The sequence below is a fragment of the Janthinobacterium sp. SUN128 genome (genome assembly GCF_030587275.1).
GTDB classification, from domain to species: domain Bacteria; phylum Pseudomonadota; class Gammaproteobacteria; order Burkholderiales; family Burkholderiaceae_D; genus Janthinobacterium; species Janthinobacterium lividum.
Window position 1 is genome coordinate 1,022,996 of record NZ_JAPWHY010000001.1, and the last position, 24,814, is coordinate 1,047,809.

Consider the following 24,814-nt stretch of genomic DNA (forward strand, 5'->3'; position numbering starts at 1 on the left):
GCCAGCATAGGCCAGGAACTCTAAAACACGTGCGTCTCTCTTCCATCAAGTTGTCGGGATTTAAGTCTTTCGTCGATCCCACCAATTTCCAGGTGCCAGGCCAGCTCGTGGGCGTGGTCGGGCCGAATGGCTGCGGCAAGTCGAACATCATCGACGCCGTGCGCTGGGTGCTGGGCGAATCGAAAGCGTCGGAACTGCGCGGCGAGTCCATGCAGGACGTCATTTTCAATGGCTCCACGCACCGCAAGCCGGCCGGGCGCGCCTCGGTCGAGCTGGTATTCGACAACAACGATGGCAAGGCCTCGGGCCAATGGGGCCAGTACGCCGAGATCGCCGTCAAGCGCACCCTGACGCGCGACGGCACGTCCACCTATTACATCAATGGCCAGCCCGTGCGCCGGCGCGACATCCAGGATATTTTCCTTGGCACGGGCCTCGGTCCGCGCGCCTACGCCATCATCGGCCAGGGCATGATTTCGCGCATCATCGAATCGCGCCCCGAAGAATTGCGCGTCTTCCTGGAAGAGGCGGCCGGCGTTTCCAAATACAAGGAACGCCGCCGCGAGACGGAAAACCGCCTGCAGGACACGCGCGAGAATTTGCTGCGCGTGGAAGACATCTTGCGCGAACTCAATGCCAACCTGGAAAAGCTGGAAGCGCAGGCGGCCGTGGCCACCCGTTTCCACGCCTTGCAGGCGGACCAGGAAGAAAAACAGAAACTGTTGTGGTTGCTGCGCAAGAACGAGGCGCAAAACGAGCAGACGCGCTATTTCCGCGAAGTGGAACAGGCGCAGACGGACCTGGAAGAGCAGACGGCCAAGTTGCGCAATGTGGAACTGACCCTCGAGCAGATGCGCCAGGCGCACTTTGCCGTGGGCGACCGTTTGCACACGGCGCAAGGCCATCTGTACCAGACGAATGCGGAAATCGGCAGCCTGGAAGCGCAGATCAAGTTCGTCATCGAATCGCGCGCGCGCCTGCAGGCGCAGCTGGCGACCCTGACGGCCCAGCGCGACCAGTGGACGCAGCAGGGTGGCGAATACCAGGAACAGATCGAAGAGGCGGAATTTCATCTCGAAGAGCTGGCTGCCAAGGTCGAGCAATCGCAAATGATGGCGGAGCAGAAGGGCGAACAATTGCCCGAGCTGGACGCCGCCTGGCGCGCCGCGCAAAACAAGAGCACGGAATCTCGCGCCCGGATCATGCAGGCCCAGCAGCAGCTGGAACTGGAATCGGCACACCAGCGCAACGCCTCGAACATCCTGGCCAGTCTCTTGAGCCGCCGCGAGCGCCTGCAGCAGGAAAAGAACAGCCTGAGTTTGCCCGACAGCAGCCATCTGGAAAACCTGAAACTGCAGCTGGAAGAAAAGCAGCAAACGCTGGAAGAACAGGGTTTCTACCTGGAAGAGGCGCTGGAGCAGCAGCCGAAGCTGGAGCAGGAACGGATGGAGGCGCAGGCGCAGGTCAATGCCGAAACAGCCGCCAACGCCCAGCTGGAAGCGCGCCTTTCCGCTTTGAAACAATTGCAGGAACGGGTACAGACCCAGGGCAAGGTTCAGCCATGGCTGAAAAAGCACGAGCTCGACACCTTGCCGCGCCTGTGGCAAAAGCTGCAGATCGAAGCGGGCTGGGAAGCGGCCATGGAATCGATCTTGCGCGAGCGCACGTCGGCCTTGCAACTGTCGAACATCGACTGGGCCAAGGCATTCTTTGCCGACGCGCCGCCGGCCAAGCTGGCCCTGTATGCGCCATCCACGGTGGCGCCGCTGCCGATGCCGGAAGTGGCGGGTCTGAAACCGTTCCTGAACTTGCTCAAACTCAATGATCCGGGCTTGCGCGGCTTGCTGCAGGATTGGCTGTATAACGCCTACGCCGTGGAAGACGCGGCCGAAGCCCTGGCCGAACGCGCAAAATTGCCGCCAGGCGGCTACTTCGTCACGCGCGCCGGTCACGTGGTCACGGCCACCAGCGTGCGCTTCTATGCGGCTGATTCGGAGCAGGAAGGCATGCTGGGCCGCCAGCAGGAAATCGAGAATATCGGCAAACAGTTGCGCGCCCAGCAATTGCTGGCCGAAGAGGCGCGCGCCCGTTCCGTGCGGGCCGACGCGGCCGTGGGAACCTTGACGCGCAACCTGTCCGACTTGCGCTTGCGCATACAGCAACTGACGTCTTCCGTGCATACCTTGCAGCTCGACGTGGTCAAATTGTCGGAAGTGGAAGCGCGTTTCAACCAGCGCAGCACGCAGATCGGCGCCGACCTGGCCGAAATCGCCGCGCAGGAAGCGGAACAGATGCAGACCAAGCTGGAATCGGAAGAAAAATTCGAACAGCTGGACATGGAACTGGGCAACTTGCAGGAAGCGCACGAAGACGGCCATACGGACTTCCTGCAGAAGGAACAGCGCCTGGCCGAAGCGCGCGAAGCTTTGCGCGACCTGGAACGAAACGCCAAGGATACGGAATACGCGGAAAAAGCCCACCGCGCGAAGATCGAGGAATTGCGCCGCAACATCGCCACGGCCAGTACGCAGGCGCAGCAAGTGACTGCCAGCCTGCAGGCGGGCGAACTGGAACTGTCCAACCTGGAAAGCGGCGCGGCCGCCGACGGCTTGCAGGACTTGCTCGAGCGCCGCACGACGCAGGAGCGGGCGCTGGCCGATGCGCGCCATGAGCTCGATCAGATCACGCAGCAGCTACGCCTGTCCGAAGATGCGCGTACGCAATCGGAACGCAGTCTGCAGCCGCAGCGCGACAAGATCATGGAAATGCAGCTCAAGGAACAGGCCGCGCGCCTGAACCAGGAGCAATTCGCCCAGCAATTGCTGGAGTCGGGCGCCGATGAAGCTGTCCTGACGGAAAAATTGCACCCGGACATGCGTCCCTCGTATCTGCAGGGCGAAGTGACGCGTTTGACGAATGCCATCACGGGCCTGGGCGCCGTCAACCTGGCCGCGCTGGACGAGCTGGCGCAGGCATCCGAGCGCAAGAATTTCCTCGATGCCCAGAATGCCGACCTGACGGAAGCGATCAATACGCTGGAAGACGCGATCCACAAGATCGACAAGGAAACGCGCGACTTGCTGCAAGACACGTTCGACAAGGTCAACCATCACTTTTCCGAGCTGTTCCCGATTCTGTTCGGCGGCGGCCAGGCGAAACTGACCATGACGGGCGACGAGATTCTCGATTCCGGTGTACAAGTCATGGCGCAGCCTCCCGGCAAGAAAAATGCCACCATCCACCTGTTGTCAGGTGGAGAGAAGGCGCTGACCGCGACCGCATTGGTGTTTTCCATGTTCCGCCTGAATCCGGCGCCGTTCTGCCTGCTCGACGAAGTCGATGCACCGCTGGACGATTCGAACACGGAACGCTTCTGCCGCATGGTCAAGCGCATGTCCGACCAGACCCAATTCCTTTTCATTTCGCATAACAAGATTGCGATGGAAATGGCCCATCAATTGATCGGTGTGACGATGCAGGAGCAGGGCGTATCGCGCATCGTGGCGGTGGACATGGAGTCCGCCGCAAATTTTGCAACCGAGGCACAAGCAGCATGACAGACCTTCAAATTACCTTGTTCGGCGCCGGCGGCGTCTTTATCGTCGGCGTTTTCTCGTATAACAAATGGCAGGAATACAAGGCCAAGAAAAGCGTGGAACGGGCTTTTTCCACCGACCACGACGACGTGCTGATGCGCGAGGGCGATGCCCCCGCGGTGGAAGCCCAGGAACCCGTCTTGCGCCAGGAACCGCGTTTCGACGCGGCGCCCGCCGCCAAGGCCGAACCATCGTTCGGCGCGCCGCCAGCGGCCCCCGTACCTGACGCGCCCGTGCATGCGGAACCGTCGCTGGCCGATGCCGACCCTGCACCCGCCACGCCTGCCGCGCCGGCGCAGCAGGAAGTCAGCGCCGCCAGCGAACAGGCGACCAGCCTGGTCGACCCGCTGATCGATTGCCTGCTGCCCCTGTCGCTGGAAGCGCCCGTGCGCGGCGACAAGATCCTGCCCGTGCTGCAAACCCTGCGCCTGGTGGGCAACAAGCCCGTGCACTTCATCGGCTTGCACGTGAATGGCGACTGGGAACCGATCACGCATGGCGGTGTCTACACCAAGATGCAGGGCGGCGTGCAGCTGGCCAGCCGCAGCACGGCCTTGAATGAACTGGAATACTCGGAACTGGTCACGCGCCTGCGCGGTGTGGCCGACGAGATCGGCGCCGAGCCGGAAGTGCCCGACATGATGGAAGTGATGGCCGAAGCGCGCAATCTGCACCGTTTCGTGGCCGGTCACGATGCCCAGCTGGGCGTGAACCTGCACACGAATGGCGCGCCATGGGCCATTTCCACCTTGCTGTTCGCGCTGGAAAAACAGGGCTTTGACGTGCGTCCTGATGGCCGTTTCGTCATGCCGGACGGCGACGGCGGCTATCTGTTCTCGCTGTCGACGAATGTCACCCTGGCCGAAGAAACGACGCCACGCCTGACCCTGTTGCTGGACGTGCCATGCGTGGCGCCTGCACGCGACGGCTTCGGCGCCATGGTCGCCTGCGCCAAGGCATTGGTGGGCCGCCTGGACGCGACCATCGTCGACGATTACAACCAGGCCTTGTCCGATACGGCGCTGGCCGAGATCGCCGGCCAGGTGCAAGAGTTTTACCAGGAAATGGACGCGGCCGACATTCCGGCCGGCTCCACCCGCGCCCTGCGTTTATTTAGCTGAAGAATCCCGCAACAATGACTGATCCGATCAACCAGGACGCCACCCAGCGGAATGCCGCCCAGCGCGTCCTGGCACTCACGGCCGAACTCAATCGGCATCTGCACGCCTATCACGTGCTCGACAATCCCACCATCCCCGACGCCGAGTACGACAAGCTGTTTGTCGAACTGCAGGCGCTGGAAGCGGCCCATCCCGAACTGCGCACGCCCGATTCGCCCACCTTGCGCGTGGGCGCGGCGCCCTTGCCGCAATTCGAGCAAGTCACGCACACGGTGCCGATGTTGTCGCTGAATAATGGTTTCTCCGATGACGATATCGTCAATTTCGACCGCCGCGTGCGCGAAGGCCTGGACCTTGACGGTGCAGAGGTCGACTATGCGGCCGAAGTGAAATTCGACGGCCTGGCCATCAACCTGCGCTATGAAAACGGCCTGTTCGTGCAGGCGGCCACGCGCGGCGACGGCGCCACGGGCGAAGACGTGACGGCGAATATCCGCACCATTTCCGGCATCCCGCTGCGCCTGCATGGTGACAGGATTCCTGCCGTGCTCGATGTGCGCGGCGAAGTGATGATGTTCAAGGCCGATTTTGCCCGTTTGAACGAACGCCAGCGCGAAGCGGGGCAGAAGGAATTCGCCAACCCGCGCAATGCGGCCGCCGGCAGCCTGCGCCAGCTCGATTCGCGCATCACGGCGCAGCGCAAGCTGCGTTTCTATGCCTACGGCATCGGCGCCCTCGATGGCGCCGCCATGCCGGTGTCGCATTCGGCCTTGCTGGACTGGTACGAAACGCTGGGCATCCCCGTGTCGAAGGAGCGCAAGGTAGTGCAGGGCGCGCAGGGCTTGCTGGCATATTACGCCGATATCGGCGCGCGCCGGCCCGTCTTGCCCTACGAAATCGACGGCGTGGTCTACAAGGTGAATGCGACGGAAGACCAGCAGGAGCTGGGCTTTGTGTCGCGCGCGCCCCGTTTTGCGCTGGCGCACAAGTTCCCCGCCCAAGAGGCGCTGACGCAGGTGCTGGGCATCGATATCCAGGTGGGCCGCACGGGTGCCATGACACCCGTGGCGCGCCTGGCGCCCGTGTCCGTGGGTGGCGTGACGGTGACCAACGCCACCTTGCACAATGAAGATGAAGTGCTGCGCAAAGATGTGCGCGTGGGCGATACCGTCATCGTGCGCCGCGCCGGCGACGTGATTCCCGAAGTGCTGAGCGTGGTGCTGGAAAAACGTCCGGAACCGGCGCCGCTGCCGTTCAAGATGCGGGAAGCGTGTCCCGTTTGCGGCTCGCACGTGGTGCGTGAAGAGGGCGAGGCGATTGCCCGCTGCTCGGGTGGCCTGTTCTGCTCGGCACAGCGCAAGGAAGCGTTCCGCCATTTTGCGGGCCGCCGCATGATGGATATCGAAGGCCTGGGCGAACGTTATATCGATACCCTGGTCGAACTGGAATACGTGCATGGCTTGGCCGACTTGTACGGCCTGACCCTGGATAAACTGCTGGAAATGAAAGTGCGCGCCGACGAGCGCGACGGTTCGACGCCTGAAACAGTGCAACAAGGCAAGATTCCTACCAAGTGGGCGGAAAATCTGCTGGCCGGCATCGAGGCGAGCAAGCGCCCGCCGTTTGAACGGTTCCTGTTCGCGCTGGGCATCCGCCACGTGGGAGAATCGACGGCCAAGACCCTGGCCGAATGGCTGGGCAGCCTGGCGTATGTACGCAAAGCGCCGGCGGCCTTGCTGCGCGTGCTGCCCGACATCGGCGGCACCGTGGCCGAATCGATAGCCGACTTCTTTGCGGAAGAAAAGAACCAGCAGGCGCTGCAGGCATTGCTGGACGCGGGTGTCACGCCGCAAGGCGAACATGCGCCCAGCGCCAAGCTGCGCACGCAGCTCGAACAAACCACCTTGCTGGCCGCCATCGGCATCCCGAAGCTGACGGAGCCGCGCAGCAAGCAGCTGGTGGAGCGGGGCGTGACCCTGGCCAGCCTGGCTGCGCAAGGCGCCAGCTTCCATGCGGGCTTGCCCGCCGCCGTGGCCGAATCGCTGGCGCAATGGCTGGCCGATGAGGGCAATGTCAAGCTGCTTGCTCAACTGGACGCCCTGCGAAATGAATTACTGTCACAATTGCCTGAAATGCCAGCCGCTGGCGGCAAACTGGAGGGTAAGACTTTCGTCCTGACGGGCACCTTGCCCAACATGAGCCGCGACGAAGCCGCGGAGCTGATCGAGGCGGCCGGTGGCAAGGTCAGCGGTTCCGTGTCGAAGAAGACAGGCTATGTTGTGGCCGGTTCGGATGCCGGCAGCAAGCTGGCCAAGGCCCAGGAGCTGGGTGTGGCCATACTCGACGAGGCTGGCTTGCTGGCTCTGCTGGCGCAGGACTAATCATTCAAAATACTACAGAAGACCCATGAAAAAAATCAGAAAAGCAGTTTTCCCCGTCGCCGGCCTGGGCAGCCGTTTCTTGCCAGCGACCAAGGCGCAACCGAAGGAAATGCTCCCCATCGTCGACAAGCCATTGATCCAGTACGCGGTGGAAGAAGCCGTGGCGGCCGGCATCACGGAAATGATCTTCATCACGGGCCGCAACAAGCGCGCCATCGAAGACCATTTCGATACGGCCTACGAGCTGGAGTCGGAACTGGAAGCGGCCGGCAAGCGCCAGTTGCTCGACATGGTGCAAAACGTCATTCCCAAGCACATCAATTGCATTTACATACGCCAGTCGGCGCCGCTGGGCCTCGGGCATGCCGTGCTGTGCGCCCGTCCCGTGATCGGCGACGAGCCGTTTGCCGTCTTGCTGGCCGACGATTTCATGGATGTGGAAGAGGGCGTGCGCCCCGTGCTGGCGCAGATGACCGATGTCTTCCAGTATGAAAATTGCTCGCTGCTGGCGGTGCAGGATGTGCCGCGCGCGGAAACCAAGCAGTACGGTATTGTCTCGGCAAAGAATTATCAGCCGGACCTCGAATTGGTCTCGGCCATCGTGGAAAAGCCTGCGCCCGAAGAGGCGCCATCGACCCTTGCCGTGGTGGGCCGTTATGTGCTGACCAGCCGTATCTTTAACCACCTGGAAAATATCGGCACGGGCGCCGGCGGCGAAATCCAGTTGACGGACGGCATCGCCGCCCTGATGCGCGAAGAGCGCGTGCTGGCTTATCGCTACCAGGGGCAGCGCTATGATTGCGGCTCCAAGCTTGGCTACCTGAAGGCAACGACGGCGATGGGCATGAAACATCCGGAAACGGGCGCGGCCTTCCGCACTTACTTGCAAGAACTGCAATCGGCACTGGAAGTAAAATGACCGTACGTGAAATCCTCAAGATGGGTGATCCGCGTTTGTTGCGCATGGCCGAGCCTGTGCGTGAATTCGATACGCCCGAATTGCATGCCCTGATCGCCGACATGTTCGACACCATGCATGCGGCCAATGGCGCGGGCCTGGCGGCGCCGCAGATCGGCGTCAACCTGCAGCTGGTGATCTACGGCTTCAAGCAAAACCTGCGCTATCCCGACGCGCCGCAAGTGCCTGAAACCGTGCTGATCAACCCTGTGCTGACGCCTTTGTCGGAACGCAAGGAAGAGGGCTTTGAAGGCTGCCTGTCCGTGCCCGGCCTGCGCGGCAGCGTGCCGCGCTGGAGTGAACTGCATTACGAAGGCGTGGACCAGTTCGGCCAGCCCATCAGCCGCGACTGCGACGGCTTCCATGCCCGCGTGGTGCAGCATGAAGTGGACCACTTGCACGGTATTTTGTATCCGATGCGTATCGTCGATTTTACGCAATTCGGTTACACGGAAGTCATGTTTCCGGACCTCGATCCCAACGACGACGACTAGGCGGCCTGAGCTTGGGGGCGGATCTGGCAAGGGCGACCCCTGTACGGAGCGATTCGATGCCGAAGAGCCAAGCCCGGTGCTGGAAGCTGGATTGCGGGATATCCTGTGCAAACAATTGCATTGCTGATTATTTTTCAGGTTCCATGCACGCCGCACTCTGTTTTGCCACGTACACCGGATTTTCCTGTCTGCGAAATTCGCAGAAATAGCGATATTCAAAATGCCTGAAGCCGGTATCCTGGCTATTTTCGTCGTCGCGGATGAAGCTCAGGATGGCGGACGGGTAGGCGTTTTTTAGCTGTTGCTCATAATTTTTGCAGGCAGCGCTGCGGCTGTAGCCTCCTCCACGCCATGGCGTCCACTCGCTCTTGAGTTCGTCAATGGCATAGCGTTCTATGCCGTGGCTAGGGTGCTGGCACACGGGAAAGGCAGCACATGCGGCTGATTTTTTCATTTCCGCCCCTGCGGCCGTCAACAGATGCTGGGCGCGCGTGATCGGGATGATGTAAGTGACCAATTGTCCGCCGTTATTGATTGCTACAGCCACCCCTACCACTGTGCCATACCGACCAAAGACCGGACTTCCGCTATTGCCTGGATTGAGCGCCAGGTTGGTTTGCCACCACGGTTTGAGTTGTCCGTCGAGCATGGTGTTTTCCGCTGTTTTTTGGCCGCCTGGCACCAGCGCCAGGTCGCTTGCGCCAGCAAAGCCGAGGGCTGTCAAAGTGGTGCCTACGGCAATATTATCAGGCGGGGCGATCGTTACCGTTGGCCACGGGGCGGCGCCTGGCGCCAAAGGCAGCTTCAACAAGGCCAGATCGGACTCCGAATCGCGCGAAACGACGCTTGCTTCGACTGGCGGATTGAGCCGGGAGCCGGCGCGCGCAGTCACCATAGCCGAGTTGACCGTCACATCCTTTGTATGCGGGCTGACGACATGGGCGTTGGTAATGACGTGGCCGGAGGGGGAGACGATGAAGCCGCTGCCGTAATCGACGCCATCGCCGTCGGGCGTAGTATATTCATACTTGATTTGTACCGTGGCCGGCTGGTTGGCTGTGAACAGGCATTGCATATCCTGTGCTTCTGACAATGGCGTGAAGAGTCCGAGCAGCGGTACGCACACCAGGATTGGTTTATTCATCTCGATCTCCACTTGCCGGACTCAGCGCAACTCGACGCAGTGGCTTGTACCCGGCTTGCTGCAGCTCGGCTTGTGTGTAAGACCTGCGGCACACTCCGCCGCACGACAGGTTGGCCGTCGACTCGATCACCACCACCACGGGACCAGCTGGCCCGGCGTGGACTGATTCGACCAGACGCACGTGGCTGCGCGGCTTGTTGACGATGTCTGCCGGAGACAAGTCGTGCCAGGTGACGGGTTTGCTGACCTTGTTGTCTGGCAGGCTGCCCGTGGTGAAGTAGCGGCCCGTATTCCAGGCGTACGAGACAAAACCGGAACAGTCCATGCCTGTACTGTTGGGGTAAACGCAATTTGCTTGACGACAGGTGCAGTCGTCGCCTGCAAGCCGGCCTGCATCGAGATGCCTTGTGAAACTATCCAGTGAACTCATGTAGCCACCCCAGCGGTAAGGAATGCCGGTCACGTTTTTATCGAGTAAATCGTCGAGGCGGCGTGGACGGCGCCAGATGTTCTCGGGAGGCTTGCACAGGTTGGCGACAGCGGTTTGTGCAAATGCGCTGGGTTTCAGTCGCCACACGAGTTCCAGCGGTGCGCGCGCACGTTGCAGGATATGCGATGCGCTGATCGGCATCAGGGCGATATTGGTGGCGTCGGAGACGCCATTGAGGCGCTCAAGGCCGCGCAGGCTGTCGTCATATTCCGCAATGAGCGTGGTGCTTGCAAGGTGTGACGCCAGCGCCAGCGGCTCCGCCTTCCCTATATCGGAAAACAGGATGGTCTGCAGCCGCACGGTGTTATCGTGGAAGAGCAGGCTCAGAACTGTTCCATCGTCGCGGCGCACATAGGGACGGCGAGTGTCGCAAGCGAAAGCCGCTGGCTGCACGTAGGCTTCGGCGTCCGCGGCGCCCGAGGTATTGACCTTGACAAGGCGCACATAGGCCGCCTCGTCCGGCAAGCGCCGGCTTTCGTGCAGGGCCACCAGCGCACCTTGTTCTTCATTGACCCAAAGAACCCTGGCATCGACGATGCGCATGTTTGAAGTGAGCCTGATTTTCGCAAGCGGGCCTGTTGTCCGGGACGATTCGATGAGGATCTCGTTCGGAGAGGCGCGCGGCGCTGCCACTGCATAGGATGCGGCGGCGGCCAGCGTGGTCGCCAACGGCGTGCCTGCTTGTTCCTTCGACAGATCGATCGGCGTGCGTTTTCCATTCAGATCATCAAGTGCAAAACCGTCCGCGAGCGCAACCAGCCGCGGCACTCCTGCTTCGGCGTTGTAGTCGGTGCGTGTGCGGGCCAGCACCTGGCCCATGCGGCTCACGACCACAACCTCACCGAGCGCCCCGACAACGAGGAATCCCTGTGAGGTGGCAAGGAAATCAACAGGCTCGAGCAGATCTGGCGGCAATGCGACGTCGTGCTTGCCACCGTCAGCCAGCACGATAATCTTGCCGTTGACCTTGTCCAGCACGGCTATCCTTTCCGTTCCTGCACTGGCAATGGCGGCCGGTCCCTGACATTCCTCGTTGGGGTGGATTTCCAGGCCGAGCTGGCCCGGGCCACTGCCGACCTCCAGTGCGATGCCGAGTGGCGCTTGCGCATGGGCACATAAGGCGCCGGCCATCAAACATGCCGGCAATAGGAATGACAGGAAAAGGGTGCGCATGGTCTCCCCCGGCACGGTGGTCGCTGGTTCGGGATTGGTGAGCTACCAGACTAGCAGCGAAGATGCGGCTTTTGTACTGTGCGCTATTGAGCTGGATCACGCCGCACATGAAAAAATGGCCGCGCAGCTGATATTGCTGTGCGACCATCTTGTTCTCGCGTGCGGCAGCCTGGGCCGAGGGTGATAGCGCCTTGTTCAGCGCACCTTGCGGCTGCTGCCCAAGTTATCCAGCAGCATCTTTAATTCATCCTGCATGGCATCCGTCAGGTTCAGGAAGCGGCAGCCGATCTGCACTTGCTCTCCCAGCAGGAAGGAGCGGAAGGTGCGCGACAGGCGGATTTCCAGGTCGGCGATCATGACCTTGTTTGGCCCCAGTTCCAGGCGCACGCGCGACAGCTTGCGCCCCACGTACAGGCCCACCGTGTCGCGCGGATGGGCGCGCATGCCGATGCCGCCGGCCGAGAAATCATACAGCTGCAACTCATACGGACGGCCCTCGAGCACGAAGGCGGCCAGGTAGTACACGCCCAGCGGCGTTTCCAGGCGCGTCGATTCGCGCCGTTCCAGGACCAGGCAATGGCTGGGGAAGTTGGTCAGATACACGTTCGGCCGCTCGGGATACGCCTGCCATTCGCCATTGATGGTAAATTGCAGCTTGGCGCTTTGCACCCACGATACAAACGTGGCACCGCCTTCGGGCAGGGTAGCGCCTTCATTGAGTTCCAGCACGAATTGCGGCAAGTCGTCGTCGACGGACAGGATGCGCGCCATGATGACGTCTTCGCCGCCCGTCGGGTAGATGGAGATGGCGTCGCCATTGTCAGCCAGGCTGCACAGGGTTTCGCCGATATCCCACGGATCGCTCATATGGTGCGGCTTGGTGCCGGGCGCCATCGGCTCGGCCACGTCAGCCAGGCTGGGCGCGCCTTTGCGCAGGGGATTGGGAATGGGATCGTTCACGACAGCGTATCTCTTTTGTTCTAATGGGGAATAGTGTATAGGTTTAAAGCAATATTTACTAAGTAAATCACAATAATTGTTTTTATATCACTATATTCCTGTTGCTTATGCGGAATGGCACGCCGTGCGGCATGCCATCCAGATGTCGCCGCTTAAAATTGTTCGTCCGCGCTCAGATAGCGCCATTGCCCCGTCGGCAAGTCGCCCAGCTTGACCTTGCCGATGCGTACGCGTTTCAATCCCAGCACTTTCAGGCCCACGGCTTCGCACATGCGGCGGATCTGGCGTTTCTTGCCTTCGCGCAGGGTAAAGCTCAGCTGGTCTTCGTTTTGCCAGCGCACCTTGGCCGGCAACAGCGGCTTGCCGTCGAGCCACAGACCGTGGTTGAGCTTTTTAAGTTCGCTGTCGGGCAGGGTGCCGTCCTTGGTGTAGCTCACGCGCACCAGGTATTCCTTGTCGATATCGGTATCGTGGCCGATCAGCTGCTTGGCCACGCGGCCGTCCTGCGTCAGCACCAGCAAGCCGACGGAATCGATGTCCAGGCGGCCGGCCGCCACCAGGCTGCGCAGCTGGGTGGGGTGGAACTGTTCCGGGCTGCGGTCTTCCGCCCAGCGGTTTTCCGCCTTGATCAGGGCCACGGCAGGCGTGTAGCCGTCTTCCGCCTGGCCGCTGACATAGCCGACCGGTTTGTTGATCAGTACGGTCACCCGCTTCGACTGCTCGGCCGCCGCCTGGCGTTCCACGGTGACTCTCTGGCTCGGGTAGACCTTGCTGCCCAGTTCGGACACCACCTTGCCGTCCACACGGACCCAGCCGCGCGCGATCCATTCATCGGCTTCGCGGCGGGAGCACAGGCCCAGTTCGGACATGCGTTTGGACAAGCGTAATAATTCTTCGGTCATGTTGTTTCAGTTTCAGTAAAGGTAGGCGCTGCGCGGGAGGTCATCAAACCTTTAGCGCATCGAGTAAATCGGTTTCCAGCAATATCTGGTTGCGGGCATTGTTGAGCGCGGGACCGTCGACGAGGAAGACGTCTTCGACCCGCTCGCCCAGGGTCATGATCTTGGCCGTGTGCAAGTTAATGCGGTACTTGGTCAGCACGTTGGCGATCGCATACAGCAAGCCCGTGCGGTCGTTGGCCGCCACCGACAGCAAATAGTATTGGCCCTTTTCATCGGGCCGCAAATCCACGGTCGGCTGGAAGGGGAAGGTGCGCGACAGCCGCGACAGCCGCCCCTTGCCCGGTGGCGGCAGCGGCGTTTGCGACTGCAGCAATTCGCCCAGCTCATGCTCGATCAGGCTGATGATGTCGCGGTAGCTCTTGGCGAAGTTTTGCTCGGTGACAAGGAACGTATCGAGCGCATAGCCATTCTTTGTCGTGTGGATCTTCGCGTCGAGAATGCTGAAGTTCTTGCGGTCGAAATAGCTGCAGATACGCGCGAACAGGTCGGGCTGGTCGGGAATGTACACGGCCACCTGCAAGCCTTCGCCTATGGGCGCCAGCCGGCATTTTACCACCGGCAACTTGCTGTCGAGCTTGTCATACAGCGAGCGGGTCTGCCAGGCGATGTCGGACGCGTCGTGGCGCAGGAAATACGCCACGTCCAGCTGCTGCCACAGTTTCAGGTGGGCATCCGGCGGCAAGCCGTACAGGCGCAGGGTGGCCAGCGCTTCCTGCTGGCGGTTCTTCAGCTCGCGGTCGGCCGTGTGCGGCTCGCCGCCCAGCACGCGCAAGGTGATCTTGTACAGGTCTTCCAGCAGCTTGCCCTTCCAGGCATTCCACACTTTCGGGCTGGTGCCGCGGATGTCGGCCACCGTCAGCAGGTACAGGCCCGTCAGGTGGCGCTCGTCCTTGACCACTTTCGCAAAGGCGGCGATGACGTCGGGATCGGAGAGATCCTGTTTTTGCGCCACTTGCGACATGGTCAGGTGATTTTCCACCAAGAAAGCCACCAGTTCCGTGTCTTCCGCCGACAGGCCGTGGTCCTGGCAGAACTGGGTGGCGTCGGCCACGCCCAGCTTCGAGTGGTCTCCGCCGCGGCCCTTGGCGATGTCGTGGAACAGGGCCGCCACGTACAGCAGCCATGACTGCGAGAAATCGGCCATCAGCTGGCTGCAGAACGGGTATTCGTGCGCGTGTTCGCTCATGGTGAAGCGGCGCATGTTGCGCACCACCATCAAAATGTGCTGGTCGACCGTGTACACGTGGAACAGGTCGTGCTGCATCTGGCCCACGATACGGCGGAAATTCGGCAGGTAGCGTCCCAGGATGCTCATCTCGTTCATGCGCCGCAGCGCATGGATGATGCCCACCGGAGCTTGCATGATGCGCAGGAAGAGGGCGCGGTTGACGGGATCCTGGCGGAAGGGGGCGTCGATCTTGAAGCGCGCGTGCCACAGGGCCCGCGTGGCGCGCGAGGTCATGCCCTTCAGGGCGGGGCGTTCCGTCATCAGCACGAAGACTTCCAGCATGGCCGATGGGTATTGCTCGAACGTATCGTCGGCGCTGATGTCGATCAGGCTGTTGACTTCATTGAAGCGTTCGTTGATGGGCACAGCCACGTCGTCTTGCGGAAACAATCGTGCCTCGATGTTTTGCAGCAGAATCGTGTTGAGCTGGGTCACCGTCTTGGCGGCCCAATAGTAGCGCTGCATCAAGAATTCGCTGGCGCGGCGCATGTGCGGCCCGCTGCCCGTCGCTTGCAGGCCCAGCGATTCGGCGATGGCCGTCTGCACGTCGAACACGAGGCGGTCTTCGCGCCGTCCCGCATGCAGGTGCAGGCGCACGCGGATATCCTTGAAGGCGCGCTCCTTTTCCATCAGCTGGCGCGCTTCCGTCAGGGTGATCAGGCCGCCCGTGGCCAGCGTGCGCCACGAGTTCGCCAAGCCGGCCGCCTTGGCCACCCACAGGATCACCTGCAAGTCGCGCAGGCCGCCCGGGCTTTCCTTGCAATTCGGTTCCAGGCTGAAGGCCGTGTCTTCGTATTTGGCATGGCGCTGGCGCATTTCCGCCGTTTTCGCCTGGAAGAATGCCTGCGGATCCATGGCCGCGTCATAGCGCTGCTGCAATTGCGCGAACAGGTCCGCGTTGCCGCACACGAGGCGCGCTTCGAGCAAGCTCGTTTGCACGGTGATGTCGGCCTTCGATTCGACCATGCATTCATCCACTGTGCGGATGCTGTGGCCGATTTCCAGGCCCAGATCCCACAGCAGTTGCACCAGTTCCTCGAGCTTTTCCTGCGTGGCCGCATCGGGCGCCTGTTGCAGCAGGATCAGCAGGTCGACATCGGAATAGGGAAACAGTTCTCCGCGGCCATAACCGCCCACGCCGACCAGGGCCGTGCCGGGCGGCAAGCCTGCTTCCTGCCAGGCACGCGCCAGCACGCCGTCGATGCTGTGGCGCAGGCTGCGCAGCAGTTTTTCAGGCTTGCCGTCGGCCTGGAAGGCCGCAATGACGACCTGGCGGTCGGCTTTCAGTTGCTGCTTCAGCTGTTCCCGAACTTGCTTTTTCATCTGTGCCCTGGGTGGCGGTGGGTCGGGGGGCGGTCAAGCCTGATGAATCAGGCTTTATTGCCGATCAAGGCGGGCGGCGGCGGCATGCCGGGCGAGACGGTCAGCACTTCATAGCCCGTTTCCGTCACCAGCACCGTGTGTTCCCATTGCGCCGACAGGCTGCGGTCCTTGGTTTTGATGGTCCATCCATCGTTCATTTCGCGGATTTCGCGGCGGCCCGAGTTGATCATCGGTTCGACGGTAAAAATCATGCCCGCTTCCAGGCGCTCCAGGGTGCCTGGTTTGCCGTAATGCAACACTTGCGGCTCTTCATGGAAAACCTTGCCGATGCCGTGGCCGCAGAATTCGCGCACCACGCTGTAGCCGGCTTTTTCCGCGTGCTGCTGGATGGCGTGGCCGATGTCGCCCAGGTGGGCGCCAGGCTTGATCTGGTCTATGCCCAGCCACATGCATTCATAGGTGATTTCCGACAGGCGCTTGGCCAGGATGGTCGGCGTGCCGACGAGGAACATGCGGCTGTTGTCGCCGTGGTAGCCATCCTTGATGACGGTGATGTCGAGGTTGACGGAATCGCCGCTCTTGAGGACCTTGTCGCCGGGAATGCCGTGGCAGATGACGTCGTTGACCGAGGTGCAGATGGCTTTCGGATACGGCGTGTAGCCGGGCGGGCAATAGTTCAGCGGGGCAGGGATGGTGCCCTGCACGTTGACCATGTATTCGTGGCACAGGCGGTCCAGTTCGCCGGTCGTGACGCCGACCTTGACGAAGGGGGTGATGTAGTCGAGTACTTCGGCGCCGAGCTTGCCGGCAACGCGCATGCCTTCGATGTCGGCGGCGCTATTGATACGGATGGTGGACATGGTGTATTTCGCAATCTGCAAGAATTCAGGTGAAAAGCACAGACGATTTCTGCTGTATGGGAAAAAGTCTGCAAATATGTCGAAATTATAAACGAGGCGCCCTGAATCCGCCGCCTCCTTCCTATGGCCAGGCAGGGATTTGTGGATGAAGTGGCGGCCAGCAGGCGGCGGCGCCACACCTTGCACCAGCATGGTGCATTGGGTGTTTCCGCAGGGCGCGAGATTTGCAGCGCGGACTTGATGCGGCGGGCATTTCGGTGTAGAATCCCGGGTTGCTTGAATTCTCTTTTAAGCAATGCAGTAAAACAGTGTCTTTAATTTATATAAACACGCGAATCCGGTCGACAAGGGTGCCTGTATGGTGACTGATCGGATTCCAGACCCAACCCTGGAGTTAATAATGTCCGTAACAATGCGCGAAATGCTGGAAGCCGGTGTCCACTTTGGTCACCAAACCCGTTTTTGGAATCCAAAAATGGCACCGTTCATCTTCGGCCATCGCAACAAGATCCACATCATCAACCTGGAAAAAACCATGGCGATGTACCAGGACGCAATGAAGCACGTGCGTCAACTGGCTGCAAACCGTGGCACCATCCTGATGGTTGGCACCAAGCGTCAAGCTCGCGAAATCATCGCTGCTGAAGCACAACGCGCTGGCGTGCCTTTCGTTGATCAACGTTGGTTGGGCGGCATGCTGACCAACTTCAAAACGATCAAGACCTCGATCAAGCGTCTGAAAGACATGGAAGTGATGATCGAAGATGGTTCGATCGAGAAGCTGTCGAAAAAAGAAGCGCTGATGTTCTCCCGCGAAATGATCAAGCTGCAAAAATCGATCGGCGGCATCAAGGACATGGGCGGCATTCCTGACGCAATCTTCGTCGTCGACGTCGGCTACCACAAAGGTGCGATCACCGAAGCAGCTAAACTGGGTATCCCGGTCATCGGCGTTGTCGATACCAACCATTCCCCAGAAGGCGTGAACTTCGTGATCCCAGGTAACGATGACTCCTCGAAAGCCATCATGTTGTACGCTCGCGGTGTTGCTGATGCAATCATCGAAGGCCGTGCAGCTGCCGGTAACGAAGTTGTTGAAATGGTTAAAGCAGCCGCTGGCGACGAATTCGTCGAAGTAAGCGAACAGGCTTAATATGGCCAGGCTATCGCAAGATAGCCGTTTGTAAGCACAGCAGTAAGGGAAAAGGGGTGGCAGCAGCTCCCCCTTTTTTTTAACAAAAAAACGATAGTGACCGCTGGCGAGGCATGCATGCCCGGCCGCGACTATCGACTCACCGAATCAGGAGAAACACATGGCAGCGATTACAGCAGCGATGGTAGGCGAATTGCGCGGCAAAACCGACGCACCAATGATGGAATGCAAAAAAGCACTGACCGAAGCCGATGGCGACATGGCTCGTGCGGAAGAGATCCTGCGCGTCAAACTGGGCGGCAAGGCATCGAAAGCATCGGCACGCATCACCGCTGAAGGCGTCGTGGCAACCTACATCGCCAATGGCGTAGGCGCCCTGGTCGAAGTGAACTCGGAAACCGACTTCGTTGCGAAAAACGACGATTTCCTGGCACTGGCCAACAACGCTGCCCGTCTGGTAGCAGAACACAACCCGGCTGACGTAGCTGCTCTGCTGGCCCTGCCACTCGATGGCAAGACCCTGGAAGACGTGCGCGCTGCCCTGATCGGCAAAATCGGCGAAAACATGACCATCCGCCGCTTCCAGCGTTTCGAAACCAGCAACAAGCTGGCTTCGTACCTGCACGGTTCGCGCATTGGTGTGATCGTCGAATTCGACGGCGCCGATGAGCAAGTCGGCAAAGACGTGGCCATGCACATCGCTGCCATGAAGCCAGTGTCGCTGTCCTCGAACGAAGTTCCAGCGGAACTGATCGAAAAAGAGCGTTCGGTTGCCCAACTGAAAGCCGAAGAAGACGCAGCCAAAGCGGCCGCCGAAGGCAAGCCAGCGCAATCGCCGGAAATCCTGGCCAAGCGCCTGGAAGGTTCCGTGCAGAAGTTCCTGAAAGAAGTTTCCCTGCTGAACCAAGCTTTCGTGAAAAACGACAAGCTGTCGGTTGAGCAAATGCTGAAGGCGGCTAACACCAGCGTCAAAGGTTTCGCCATGTACGTAGTGGGCGAGGGCATCGAGAAGAAGCAAGACGACTTCGCAGCAGAAGTCGCAGCACAGATGGCTGCCTCCCAGGGAGCGTAAGTAAAGCGGGCCGAGAGGCCCGTTTTTTTGGCCCGCCCGCACCTGTCGTGCCGGGCGGCGGCATGGGCAGCTTCCTCCCGCCTATCCGGCGCTGCAAGGCGCTGCGCCATGTCATACTCGAATAACCTCATTTATGGAGCCCCAGCTCATGTCAAAACCAGCCTACAAGCGCGTCCTCCTCAAGTTGTCCGGCGAAGCCCTGATGGGTGATGATCCCTACGGCATCAACCGCGCCACGATCGAGCGCATGGTGGCCGATGTGGCCGAGGTGGCGAAGTTGGGTGTGGAACTGGCAATCGTGATTGGCGGCGGCAATATCTTCCGCGGCGTCGCGCCTGGTGCGCAAGGCATGGACCGTGCCACCGCCGACTACATGGGCATGCTTGCCACGGTGATGAATGCACTGGCCCTGGCCGATGCCATGCGCCACGTCGGCATTACCGCGCGCGTCATGTCGGCCATCGGCATCGAACAAGTGGTCGAGCCGTACGTCCGCCCGAAAGCCCTGCAATACCTGGAAGAAGGTAAAGTGGTGGTCTTCGCCGCCGGCACCGGCAATCCATTCTTCACCACCGACACGGCAGCTGCCCTGCGCGGTTCCGAGATCAGCGCCGAGATCGTCCTGAAGGCCACCAAGGTCGACGGCGTCTACACGGCCGATCCGAAGAAGGATCCGAACGCCACCCTGTTCCACACGATTACGTTCGACGACGCCATCGCCAAGCACCTGCAAGTGATGGATGCCACGGCATTCGCCCTGTGCCGCGACCAGAAACTGCCGATCAAGGTGTTTTCGATCACCAAGCCGGGCGCGCTGATGCGCGTCATCATGGGTGAAGACGAAGGCACCCTGGTGCACGTATAAGAGAAGCGGAGCGCCGAGAAACCGCTCATGGCTGCGTTGCAGCGCCTGATCCACGTTATGTACTATTCGTAGCGTCTTCGGTTCTGCGCCTTGCCCTGAACGGTTTTCGGCACTCCCGGCTGCGGTACCATTCAAGCCGCAAGCGCAATAGAATATTCATTATTATCAAGACAAGGAGTAGGTAATGTCCTTAGCTGACGTTAAAAAGAACACCCAGGAACGCATGACGAAGTCGCTGGAAACACTGCGGGCCGATCTGGCCAAAGTGCGTACCGGCCGCGCCCATACGGGTATCCTGGACCACGTGATGGTCGATTACTACGGTTCGCCGACGGCGCTGACCCAGGTCGCCAACGTGACCCTGATCGACGCGCGCACCATCGGTGTGCAGCCGTACGAAAAGAAGATGGCCAATACCATCGAAAAAGCCATCCGCGACGCCGACCTGGGCTTGAACCCATCGGCACAGGGCGACCTGATCCGCGTGCCGACGCCGCCGCTGACGGAAGAGCGCCGCAAGGAAATGGTCAAGCTGGTCAAGAGCGAGGCGGAAGACGCGAAGATTGCCGTGCGTAATATTCGCCGCGATGCGAACGAGTCGCTGAAGAAACTGGTCAAGGAAAAAGCCTGCTCCGAGGACGATGAGCGCCGCTCGTCGGAAGAAGTGCAGAAACTGACGGACAAGTTTATTGCCGACATCGACAAGATGGTCGTCGACAAAGAAAAAGAAGTACTGACGGTCTAGTTTTCAGTCCTTTTGACACTGCCCGGGAAAGCATGGCTTTTCCGGGCAGTGCTATTTGGCGCATAATAGCTATCTTTTATTTTTGGTATTCGTGTTTTCATGATCTATTCGAGTTCGACAACGGCAGTACCTGAGGTGGGCACGGTGCCGCGCCATGTGGCAATCATTATGGATGGCAATGGTCGCTGGGCAACCAAGCGCTTCCTGCCCCGCGTGGCTGGCCACGTCAAGGGCGCCGACGCCGTGCGCGGCATCGTCGAGACCTGCCTCGACCGCGGTGTCGAATATCTGACCCTGTTTGCCTTCAGTTCGGAAAACTGGCGCCGCCCGGAAGAAGAGGTGTCGATGCTGATGCGCCTGTTCGTCACGATGCTGGAACGTGAAGTGGTCAAGATGCATGCCAGCGACATCCGCTTGAAGGTGGTGGGCGACCTGTCGCGCTTCAATGGCGAGCTGCAAACCCTGATCGCCAATGCGGAGCGCAAGACGGCGAACAACACGCGCCTGACGGTATCCATCTGCGCCAATTACGGCGGCCGCTGGGACATCATGCAGGCAGTCAACAAAATGACGGCCGAGGCGGCAGCCAATGGCCAGCCCGCCGCGCACGCTTATACGGAAGAGCAACTGGCGCCGCACCTGGCCATGGCCTACGCGCCCGAGCCCGACCTGTTCATCCGCACGGGCGGCGAGCAGCGCATTTCCAATTTCCTCCTGTGGCAACTGGCGTACACTGAGTTGTTTTTCACCGAGACTTTCTGGCCCGACTTCAATGACGAGTGCCTCGACGCGGCAATCGCGTCTTACCAGCAGCGCGAACGGCGCTTTGGCCGTACCAGCGCGCAATTAACTGAAAAGACAAACTGATGCTGAAAACACGGATAATCACCGCCCTGGTCTTGTTGGCGGTCTTGCTGCCGGTTCTGTATCTGAATTATTTCCCCGCCTTCGCCGTGATCGCCACGGCGTTCTTCGGCGCCGCCGTCTGGGAAAGCTTCCGCATTTTCAAAAATCGCCATGCGCTCGTGATTGCCGCCGTCTGGACTGCCGCCTTCGCGTATACGTTCTTTGTCGGTAACGGCATGGCGCAGCTCAATTTCTGGTTCGCCCTGTGCGTGGCCATCTGGCTGATCCGCTTCGTGCCCTCGCTGGCGACGGGCTTGCCGCCTACCGAAGGCCTGGGCAATACCTTGCTCAGCCTCGTGTATCCGGTGACCATCGTCGGCTGCTTCGTCGCCATCATCGCCCTGTTCCTGCATAGCCCCTTGTTCCTGCTGTCCGTCATGGCCCTCGTGTGGATCGCCGATATCGGCGCCTATTTCTCGGGCAAGGCTTTCGGCAAGCGCAAGCTGGCGCCAAGCATTTCCCCAGGTAAATCCTGGGAAGGCGCCATTGGCGGCGGCATCGCCGTGCTGGTCATTGCCGCCATCACCATCGTGGCCGCGCCATCGCTGCCGGTCTTGCAAGACACCTTTGCCGTGCAGCTGCAATTGCGCCGCGGTTGGCTGGTGGCCCTGCTGGTGCTGCTGCTGATCGTCGCTGCCAGCATCGTCGGCGACCTGTTCGAATCCCAATTGAAGCGCCGCGCCGGCATCAAGGACAGCAGCAACCTGCTGCCTGGCCATGGCGGCGTACTCGACCGTATCGACGCGTTGATCCCGGTCCTGCCATTTGCCGCCCTCGTGGCCAGCTGGCTTTAAGGAAACTCATGCAATACATCACCATTCTTGGCGCGACCGGTTCGGTCGGCGTGTCCACCCTGGACGTGCTCGCGCGTCATCCGGAGCAATACAGCGTGTATGCGCTGAGCGCGCATACGCGTGTGGCCGAGCTGGCCGCCCAGTGCCTGCAATTTCGTCCCCAGCGCGCCGTCGTCGGCACGGCGGACGCCGCCCTTGAACTGACGCGCTTGCTGCGCGGGCAGGGCGTCGATACGCAAGTCGAGTACGGCGAGGAAGCCCTGTGCGCCATCGCCAGCGCGCCGCAAGTGACGGGCGTGATGGCGGCCATCGTCGGCGCGGCCGGCCTGGCGCCCACCCTGGCGGCGGCGCGTGCCGGAAAGAAAGTATTGCTGGCCAATAAAGAAGCGCTCGTCATGTCCGGCCAGCTGTTCATCGATGCCGTGCACGATAACGGCGCCGTGCTGCTGCCGATCGACAGCGAACATAACGCCATCTTCCAATGCATGCCGCATGCCCATGGCCGCGCGCCAGACGCCGCAGGCGTGGCAAAAATCGTGCTCACCGCTTCCGGCGGCCCCTTCCTCACGCGCGACGTCGAAACGCTCGACTCGGTCACGCCGGACCAGGCGTGCAAGCATCCGACCTGGGCCATGGGGCGCAAGATTTCCGTCGATTCGGCCACCATGATGAACAAGGGCCTGGAAGTGATCGAGGCGCACTGGCTGTTCGGCGCCCCTGCCGAGCAGATCGAGGTGCTGATCCATCCGCAAAGCGTAATCCATTCGATGGTCTCGTATGTCGATGGTTCCGTGCTGGCCCAGCTGGGCAACCCGGACATGCGCACGCCGATCGCGCATGCGCTGGCATATCCGCAGCGTATCGCTTCCGGCGTGGCGCAACTGGACCTGGCGCAGGTGGCTACCCTGCAGTTCGAACGTCCCGACTTCCGCCGTTTCCCTTGCCTGGCGCTGGCCTTCGACGCCCTGCGCGCGGGCGGCACTGCGCCGGCTTTGCTCAATGCGGCCAATGAAGTGGCCGTGCAAGCCTTCCTCGACGAACAGATCGGCTTCCGCCAGATCGACCGGGTCATCGCGCACGTGATCGAGACGGTGCCGCATGGCGCCGCTTCCAGCATCGAGGCCGTGATGGAGCAGGACCGCCTGGCCAGAGCGGCTGCGCGAGCATACATCGCCCAGAGGCTGGCTGCATGACGCTCATCACCACGTTGCTGGCCTTTATTGTCGCGCTCGGTTCACTGATTACCCTGCACGAGCTGGGCCACTACCTGGTGGCACGCTGGTGCGGCGTGAAAGTGCTGCGTTTCTCGATCGGCATGGGGAAAGTGGTGTATTCGCGCAAGTTTGGCAAGGACCAGACGGAATGGGCGATTTCCGCGCTGCCGCTGGGCGGCTATGTGAGCATGCTCGACAGCCGCGCGCAAGACCTCAGCGACTTGCCGGAAAGCGAATTGCGCCGCGAATTCACGCGCCAGAGCGTGTGGCGCCGCATCGCCATCGTGGCCGCCGGCCCGCTGGCCAATTTCCTCGTCGCCATCGTGCTGTACGCGGGCTTGTTCATGCATGGCATCGAAGAGCCGTCGAGCAAGCTCGGCCCCGTGGCCGAGCAGACGGCCGCCTATGCGGCCGGCTTGCGCAGCGGCGATACGGTCGAAGCGGTGAATGGCAAGGCTGTGGCCAGCTGGTCCGAGCTGCGCTGGGAGCTGATCCAGGCCACGCTCGACAAGCAGCCGGCACGCATCGAAGTGCGCCGGCCTGACCGCGGCGAGCAGGAAGCGACCTTGCCGACGGCCAGCCTGACGGAAACGGATCTGGAAGGCGACGTGCTGGGCAAGCTGGGCCTGACCCTGGCCCGTTCCGCGCCCACCCTGATGGAAATCATGCCCGGTGGCGCCGCCGCGCGCGCTGGCTTGCAGAAAGACGACCAGATACTAGCCATCGACGAGCAGCCCGTGCACGACGTGGCGGCCGTCATCGCCACCCTGAGCCAGGCGCCGGGCCGGACCTTGCAATTGCAACTCTTGCGCCAGGGCCAGGACCTGACCCTGCCCATTACGCCGGACGCCGTGCCGGGCGCCGGGGCAGAGGGAGCTGTAACAGTTGGTAAGATACAGGCAAAGCTGGGGCAGGTGCCGGATATGATCACCGTGGCATCCGGACCGTTCGCCGCCGTGGGCAAGGCATCCGCCAAGGTCTGGGATACCAGTGTCATGAGCCTGAAAATGCTGGGCAAGATGATCACCGGCCAGGTCTCGCTGAAGAATGTGACGGGACCCATTACCATCGCCGATTACGCGGGCCAGACGGCGCGCATCGGCCTGGTAAGCTACCTGAGCTTCATTGCCTTCATCAGTATCAGTCTGGGCGTGATGAATTTGCTACCCATTCCTGTTCTGGATGGCGGGCATTTGCTGTATTATTCGCTGGAAGTTTTGACCGGACGCCCCTTGCCGGAGCGCGTAGGCGAGATTGCCCAGCGCCTGGGGATCGGTTTGTTGCTGACCTTGATGGTGCTTGCCGTCTTTAATGACGTGTTGCGATTGCTGAATTAGGGCGGTGGTTGATGCCATTGCGTGAGTCGCACAAGCAA

General features: G+C 61.0%; 19 protein-coding genes. 13 read left to right on the forward strand and 6 right to left on the reverse strand.

The genetic code is table 11. From position 1 onward, the window contains the following. Positions 1 to 29 precede the first annotated feature (29 nt). From smc to def, 5 genes are read left to right on the forward strand one after another with little or no spacing between them, the layout of a single operon-like run. Positions 30 to 3,557: a chromosome segregation protein SMC gene (gene smc / locus O3297_RS04805; RefSeq protein WP_305047893.1), complete on the forward strand. Its 3,528-nt coding sequence runs from the start codon at positions 30 to 32 to the stop codon at positions 3,555 to 3,557. Continuing rightward, on the forward strand, positions 3,554 to 4,717 hold the full coding sequence (locus O3297_RS04810) for a cell division protein ZipA C-terminal FtsZ-binding domain-containing protein (RefSeq protein ID WP_305047894.1): 1,164 nt from the start codon (positions 3,554 to 3,556) through the stop codon (positions 4,715 to 4,717). Before smc ends, O3297_RS04810 begins: the two co-directional genes overlap by 4 nt. A gap of 14 nt (positions 4,718 to 4,731) precedes the next feature. Continuing rightward, on the forward strand, positions 4,732 to 7,098 hold the full coding sequence (ligA, locus tag O3297_RS04815) for an NAD-dependent DNA ligase LigA (RefSeq protein ID WP_305047895.1): 2,367 nt from the start codon (positions 4,732 to 4,734) through the stop codon (positions 7,096 to 7,098). 25 nt (positions 7,099 to 7,123) lie between these two features. After that, positions 7,124 to 8,017, forward strand: a complete 894-nt coding sequence (gene galU / locus O3297_RS04820; RefSeq protein WP_034784160.1) for a UTP--glucose-1-phosphate uridylyltransferase GalU — start codon at positions 7,124 to 7,126, stop codon at positions 8,015 to 8,017. Continuing rightward, the gene (gene def / locus O3297_RS04825; RefSeq protein ID WP_034752265.1) at positions 8,014 to 8,550 is read left to right on the forward strand and encodes a peptide deformylase; all 537 of its coding nucleotides are present in this window, start codon (positions 8,014 to 8,016) and stop codon (positions 8,548 to 8,550) included. The genes galU and def overlap by 4 nt, the downstream gene beginning before the upstream one ends. 127 nt (positions 8,551 to 8,677) lie before the next feature. On the opposite strand, the gene O3297_RS04830 is transcribed toward def, so the two are convergent. The 6 genes from O3297_RS04830 to map all read right to left on the reverse strand — a co-directional run bounded on the left by O3297_RS04830 (position 8,678) and on the right by map (position 16,690). Beyond that, positions 8,678 to 9,694, reverse strand: coding sequence for a S1C family serine protease (locus O3297_RS04830; RefSeq protein ID WP_305047896.1), 1,017 nt, complete (start codon positions 9,692 to 9,694; stop codon positions 8,678 to 8,680). After that, positions 9,687 to 11,357: a hypothetical protein gene (locus tag O3297_RS04835; RefSeq protein WP_305047897.1), complete on the reverse strand. Its 1,671-nt coding sequence runs from the start codon at positions 11,355 to 11,357 to the stop codon at positions 9,687 to 9,689. Before O3297_RS04835 ends, O3297_RS04830 begins: the two co-directional genes overlap by 8 nt. A 195-nt stretch (positions 11,358 to 11,552) precedes the next feature. Next, positions 11,553 to 12,317: a flagellar brake protein gene (locus tag O3297_RS04840; protein ID WP_080753528.1), complete on the reverse strand. Its 765-nt coding sequence runs from the start codon at positions 12,315 to 12,317 to the stop codon at positions 11,553 to 11,555. A 152-nt stretch (positions 12,318 to 12,469) separates the two neighbouring features. Further along, a complete protein-coding gene (locus O3297_RS04845; protein ID WP_305047898.1) occupies positions 12,470 to 13,219 on the reverse strand; it encodes a pseudouridine synthase in 750 nt (249 codons plus the stop codon). 43 nt (positions 13,220 to 13,262) lie between these two features. Beyond that, positions 13,263 to 15,830: a [protein-PII] uridylyltransferase gene (locus tag O3297_RS04850; protein ID WP_305047899.1), complete on the reverse strand. Its 2,568-nt coding sequence runs from the start codon at positions 15,828 to 15,830 to the stop codon at positions 13,263 to 13,265. 47 nt (positions 15,831 to 15,877) lie between these two features. Continuing rightward, positions 15,878 to 16,690, reverse strand: coding sequence for a type I methionyl aminopeptidase (gene map, locus O3297_RS04855; protein WP_070257392.1), 813 nt, complete (start codon positions 16,688 to 16,690; stop codon positions 15,878 to 15,880). Positions 16,691 to 17,090: 400 nt separating this feature from the next. Between map and rpsB the strand changes: the two genes are divergently transcribed. From rpsB to rseP, 8 genes are all read left to right on the forward strand, one after another. After that, the gene (rpsB, locus tag O3297_RS04860) at positions 17,091 to 17,843 is read left to right on the forward strand and encodes a 30S ribosomal protein S2 (RefSeq protein ID WP_305047900.1); all 753 of its coding nucleotides are present in this window, start codon (positions 17,091 to 17,093) and stop codon (positions 17,841 to 17,843) included. A 160-nt stretch (positions 17,844 to 18,003) separates the two neighbouring features. Next, on the forward strand, positions 18,004 to 18,915 hold the full coding sequence (tsf, locus tag O3297_RS04865; RefSeq protein WP_034784153.1) for a translation elongation factor Ts: 912 nt from the start codon (positions 18,004 to 18,006) through the stop codon (positions 18,913 to 18,915). A 148-nt stretch (positions 18,916 to 19,063) separates the two neighbouring features. Next, complete coding sequence (gene pyrH, locus O3297_RS04870) at positions 19,064 to 19,780, forward strand: UMP kinase (protein ID WP_034752258.1); 717 nt, start codon at positions 19,064 to 19,066, stop codon at positions 19,778 to 19,780. A 184-nt stretch (positions 19,781 to 19,964) separates the two neighbouring features. Next, positions 19,965 to 20,525, forward strand: coding sequence for a ribosome recycling factor (gene frr / locus O3297_RS04875; protein ID WP_034784152.1), 561 nt, complete (start codon positions 19,965 to 19,967; stop codon positions 20,523 to 20,525). Between the two features lie 99 nt (positions 20,526 to 20,624). Next, positions 20,625 to 21,392 carry a polyprenyl diphosphate synthase gene (uppS, locus tag O3297_RS04880; RefSeq protein ID WP_034784151.1) on the forward strand — a complete coding sequence of 256 codons (768 nt, stop codon included), beginning with the start codon at positions 20,625 to 20,627 and terminating at the stop codon, positions 21,390 to 21,392. After that, positions 21,392 to 22,225 carry a phosphatidate cytidylyltransferase gene (locus O3297_RS04885; protein ID WP_305047901.1) on the forward strand — a complete coding sequence of 278 codons (834 nt, stop codon included), beginning with the start codon at positions 21,392 to 21,394 and terminating at the stop codon, positions 22,223 to 22,225. Before uppS ends, O3297_RS04885 begins: the two co-directional genes overlap by 1 nt. 8 nt (positions 22,226 to 22,233) lie before the next feature. Beyond that, positions 22,234 to 23,418 carry a 1-deoxy-D-xylulose-5-phosphate reductoisomerase gene (gene ispC, locus O3297_RS04890; RefSeq protein WP_305047902.1) on the forward strand — a complete coding sequence of 395 codons (1,185 nt, stop codon included), beginning with the start codon at positions 22,234 to 22,236 and terminating at the stop codon, positions 23,416 to 23,418. Continuing rightward, complete coding sequence (rseP, locus tag O3297_RS04895) at positions 23,415 to 24,776, forward strand: RIP metalloprotease RseP (protein ID WP_034784146.1); 1,362 nt, start codon at positions 23,415 to 23,417, stop codon at positions 24,774 to 24,776. The genes ispC and rseP overlap by 4 nt, the downstream gene beginning before the upstream one ends. Positions 24,777 to 24,814 lie beyond the last annotated feature (38 nt).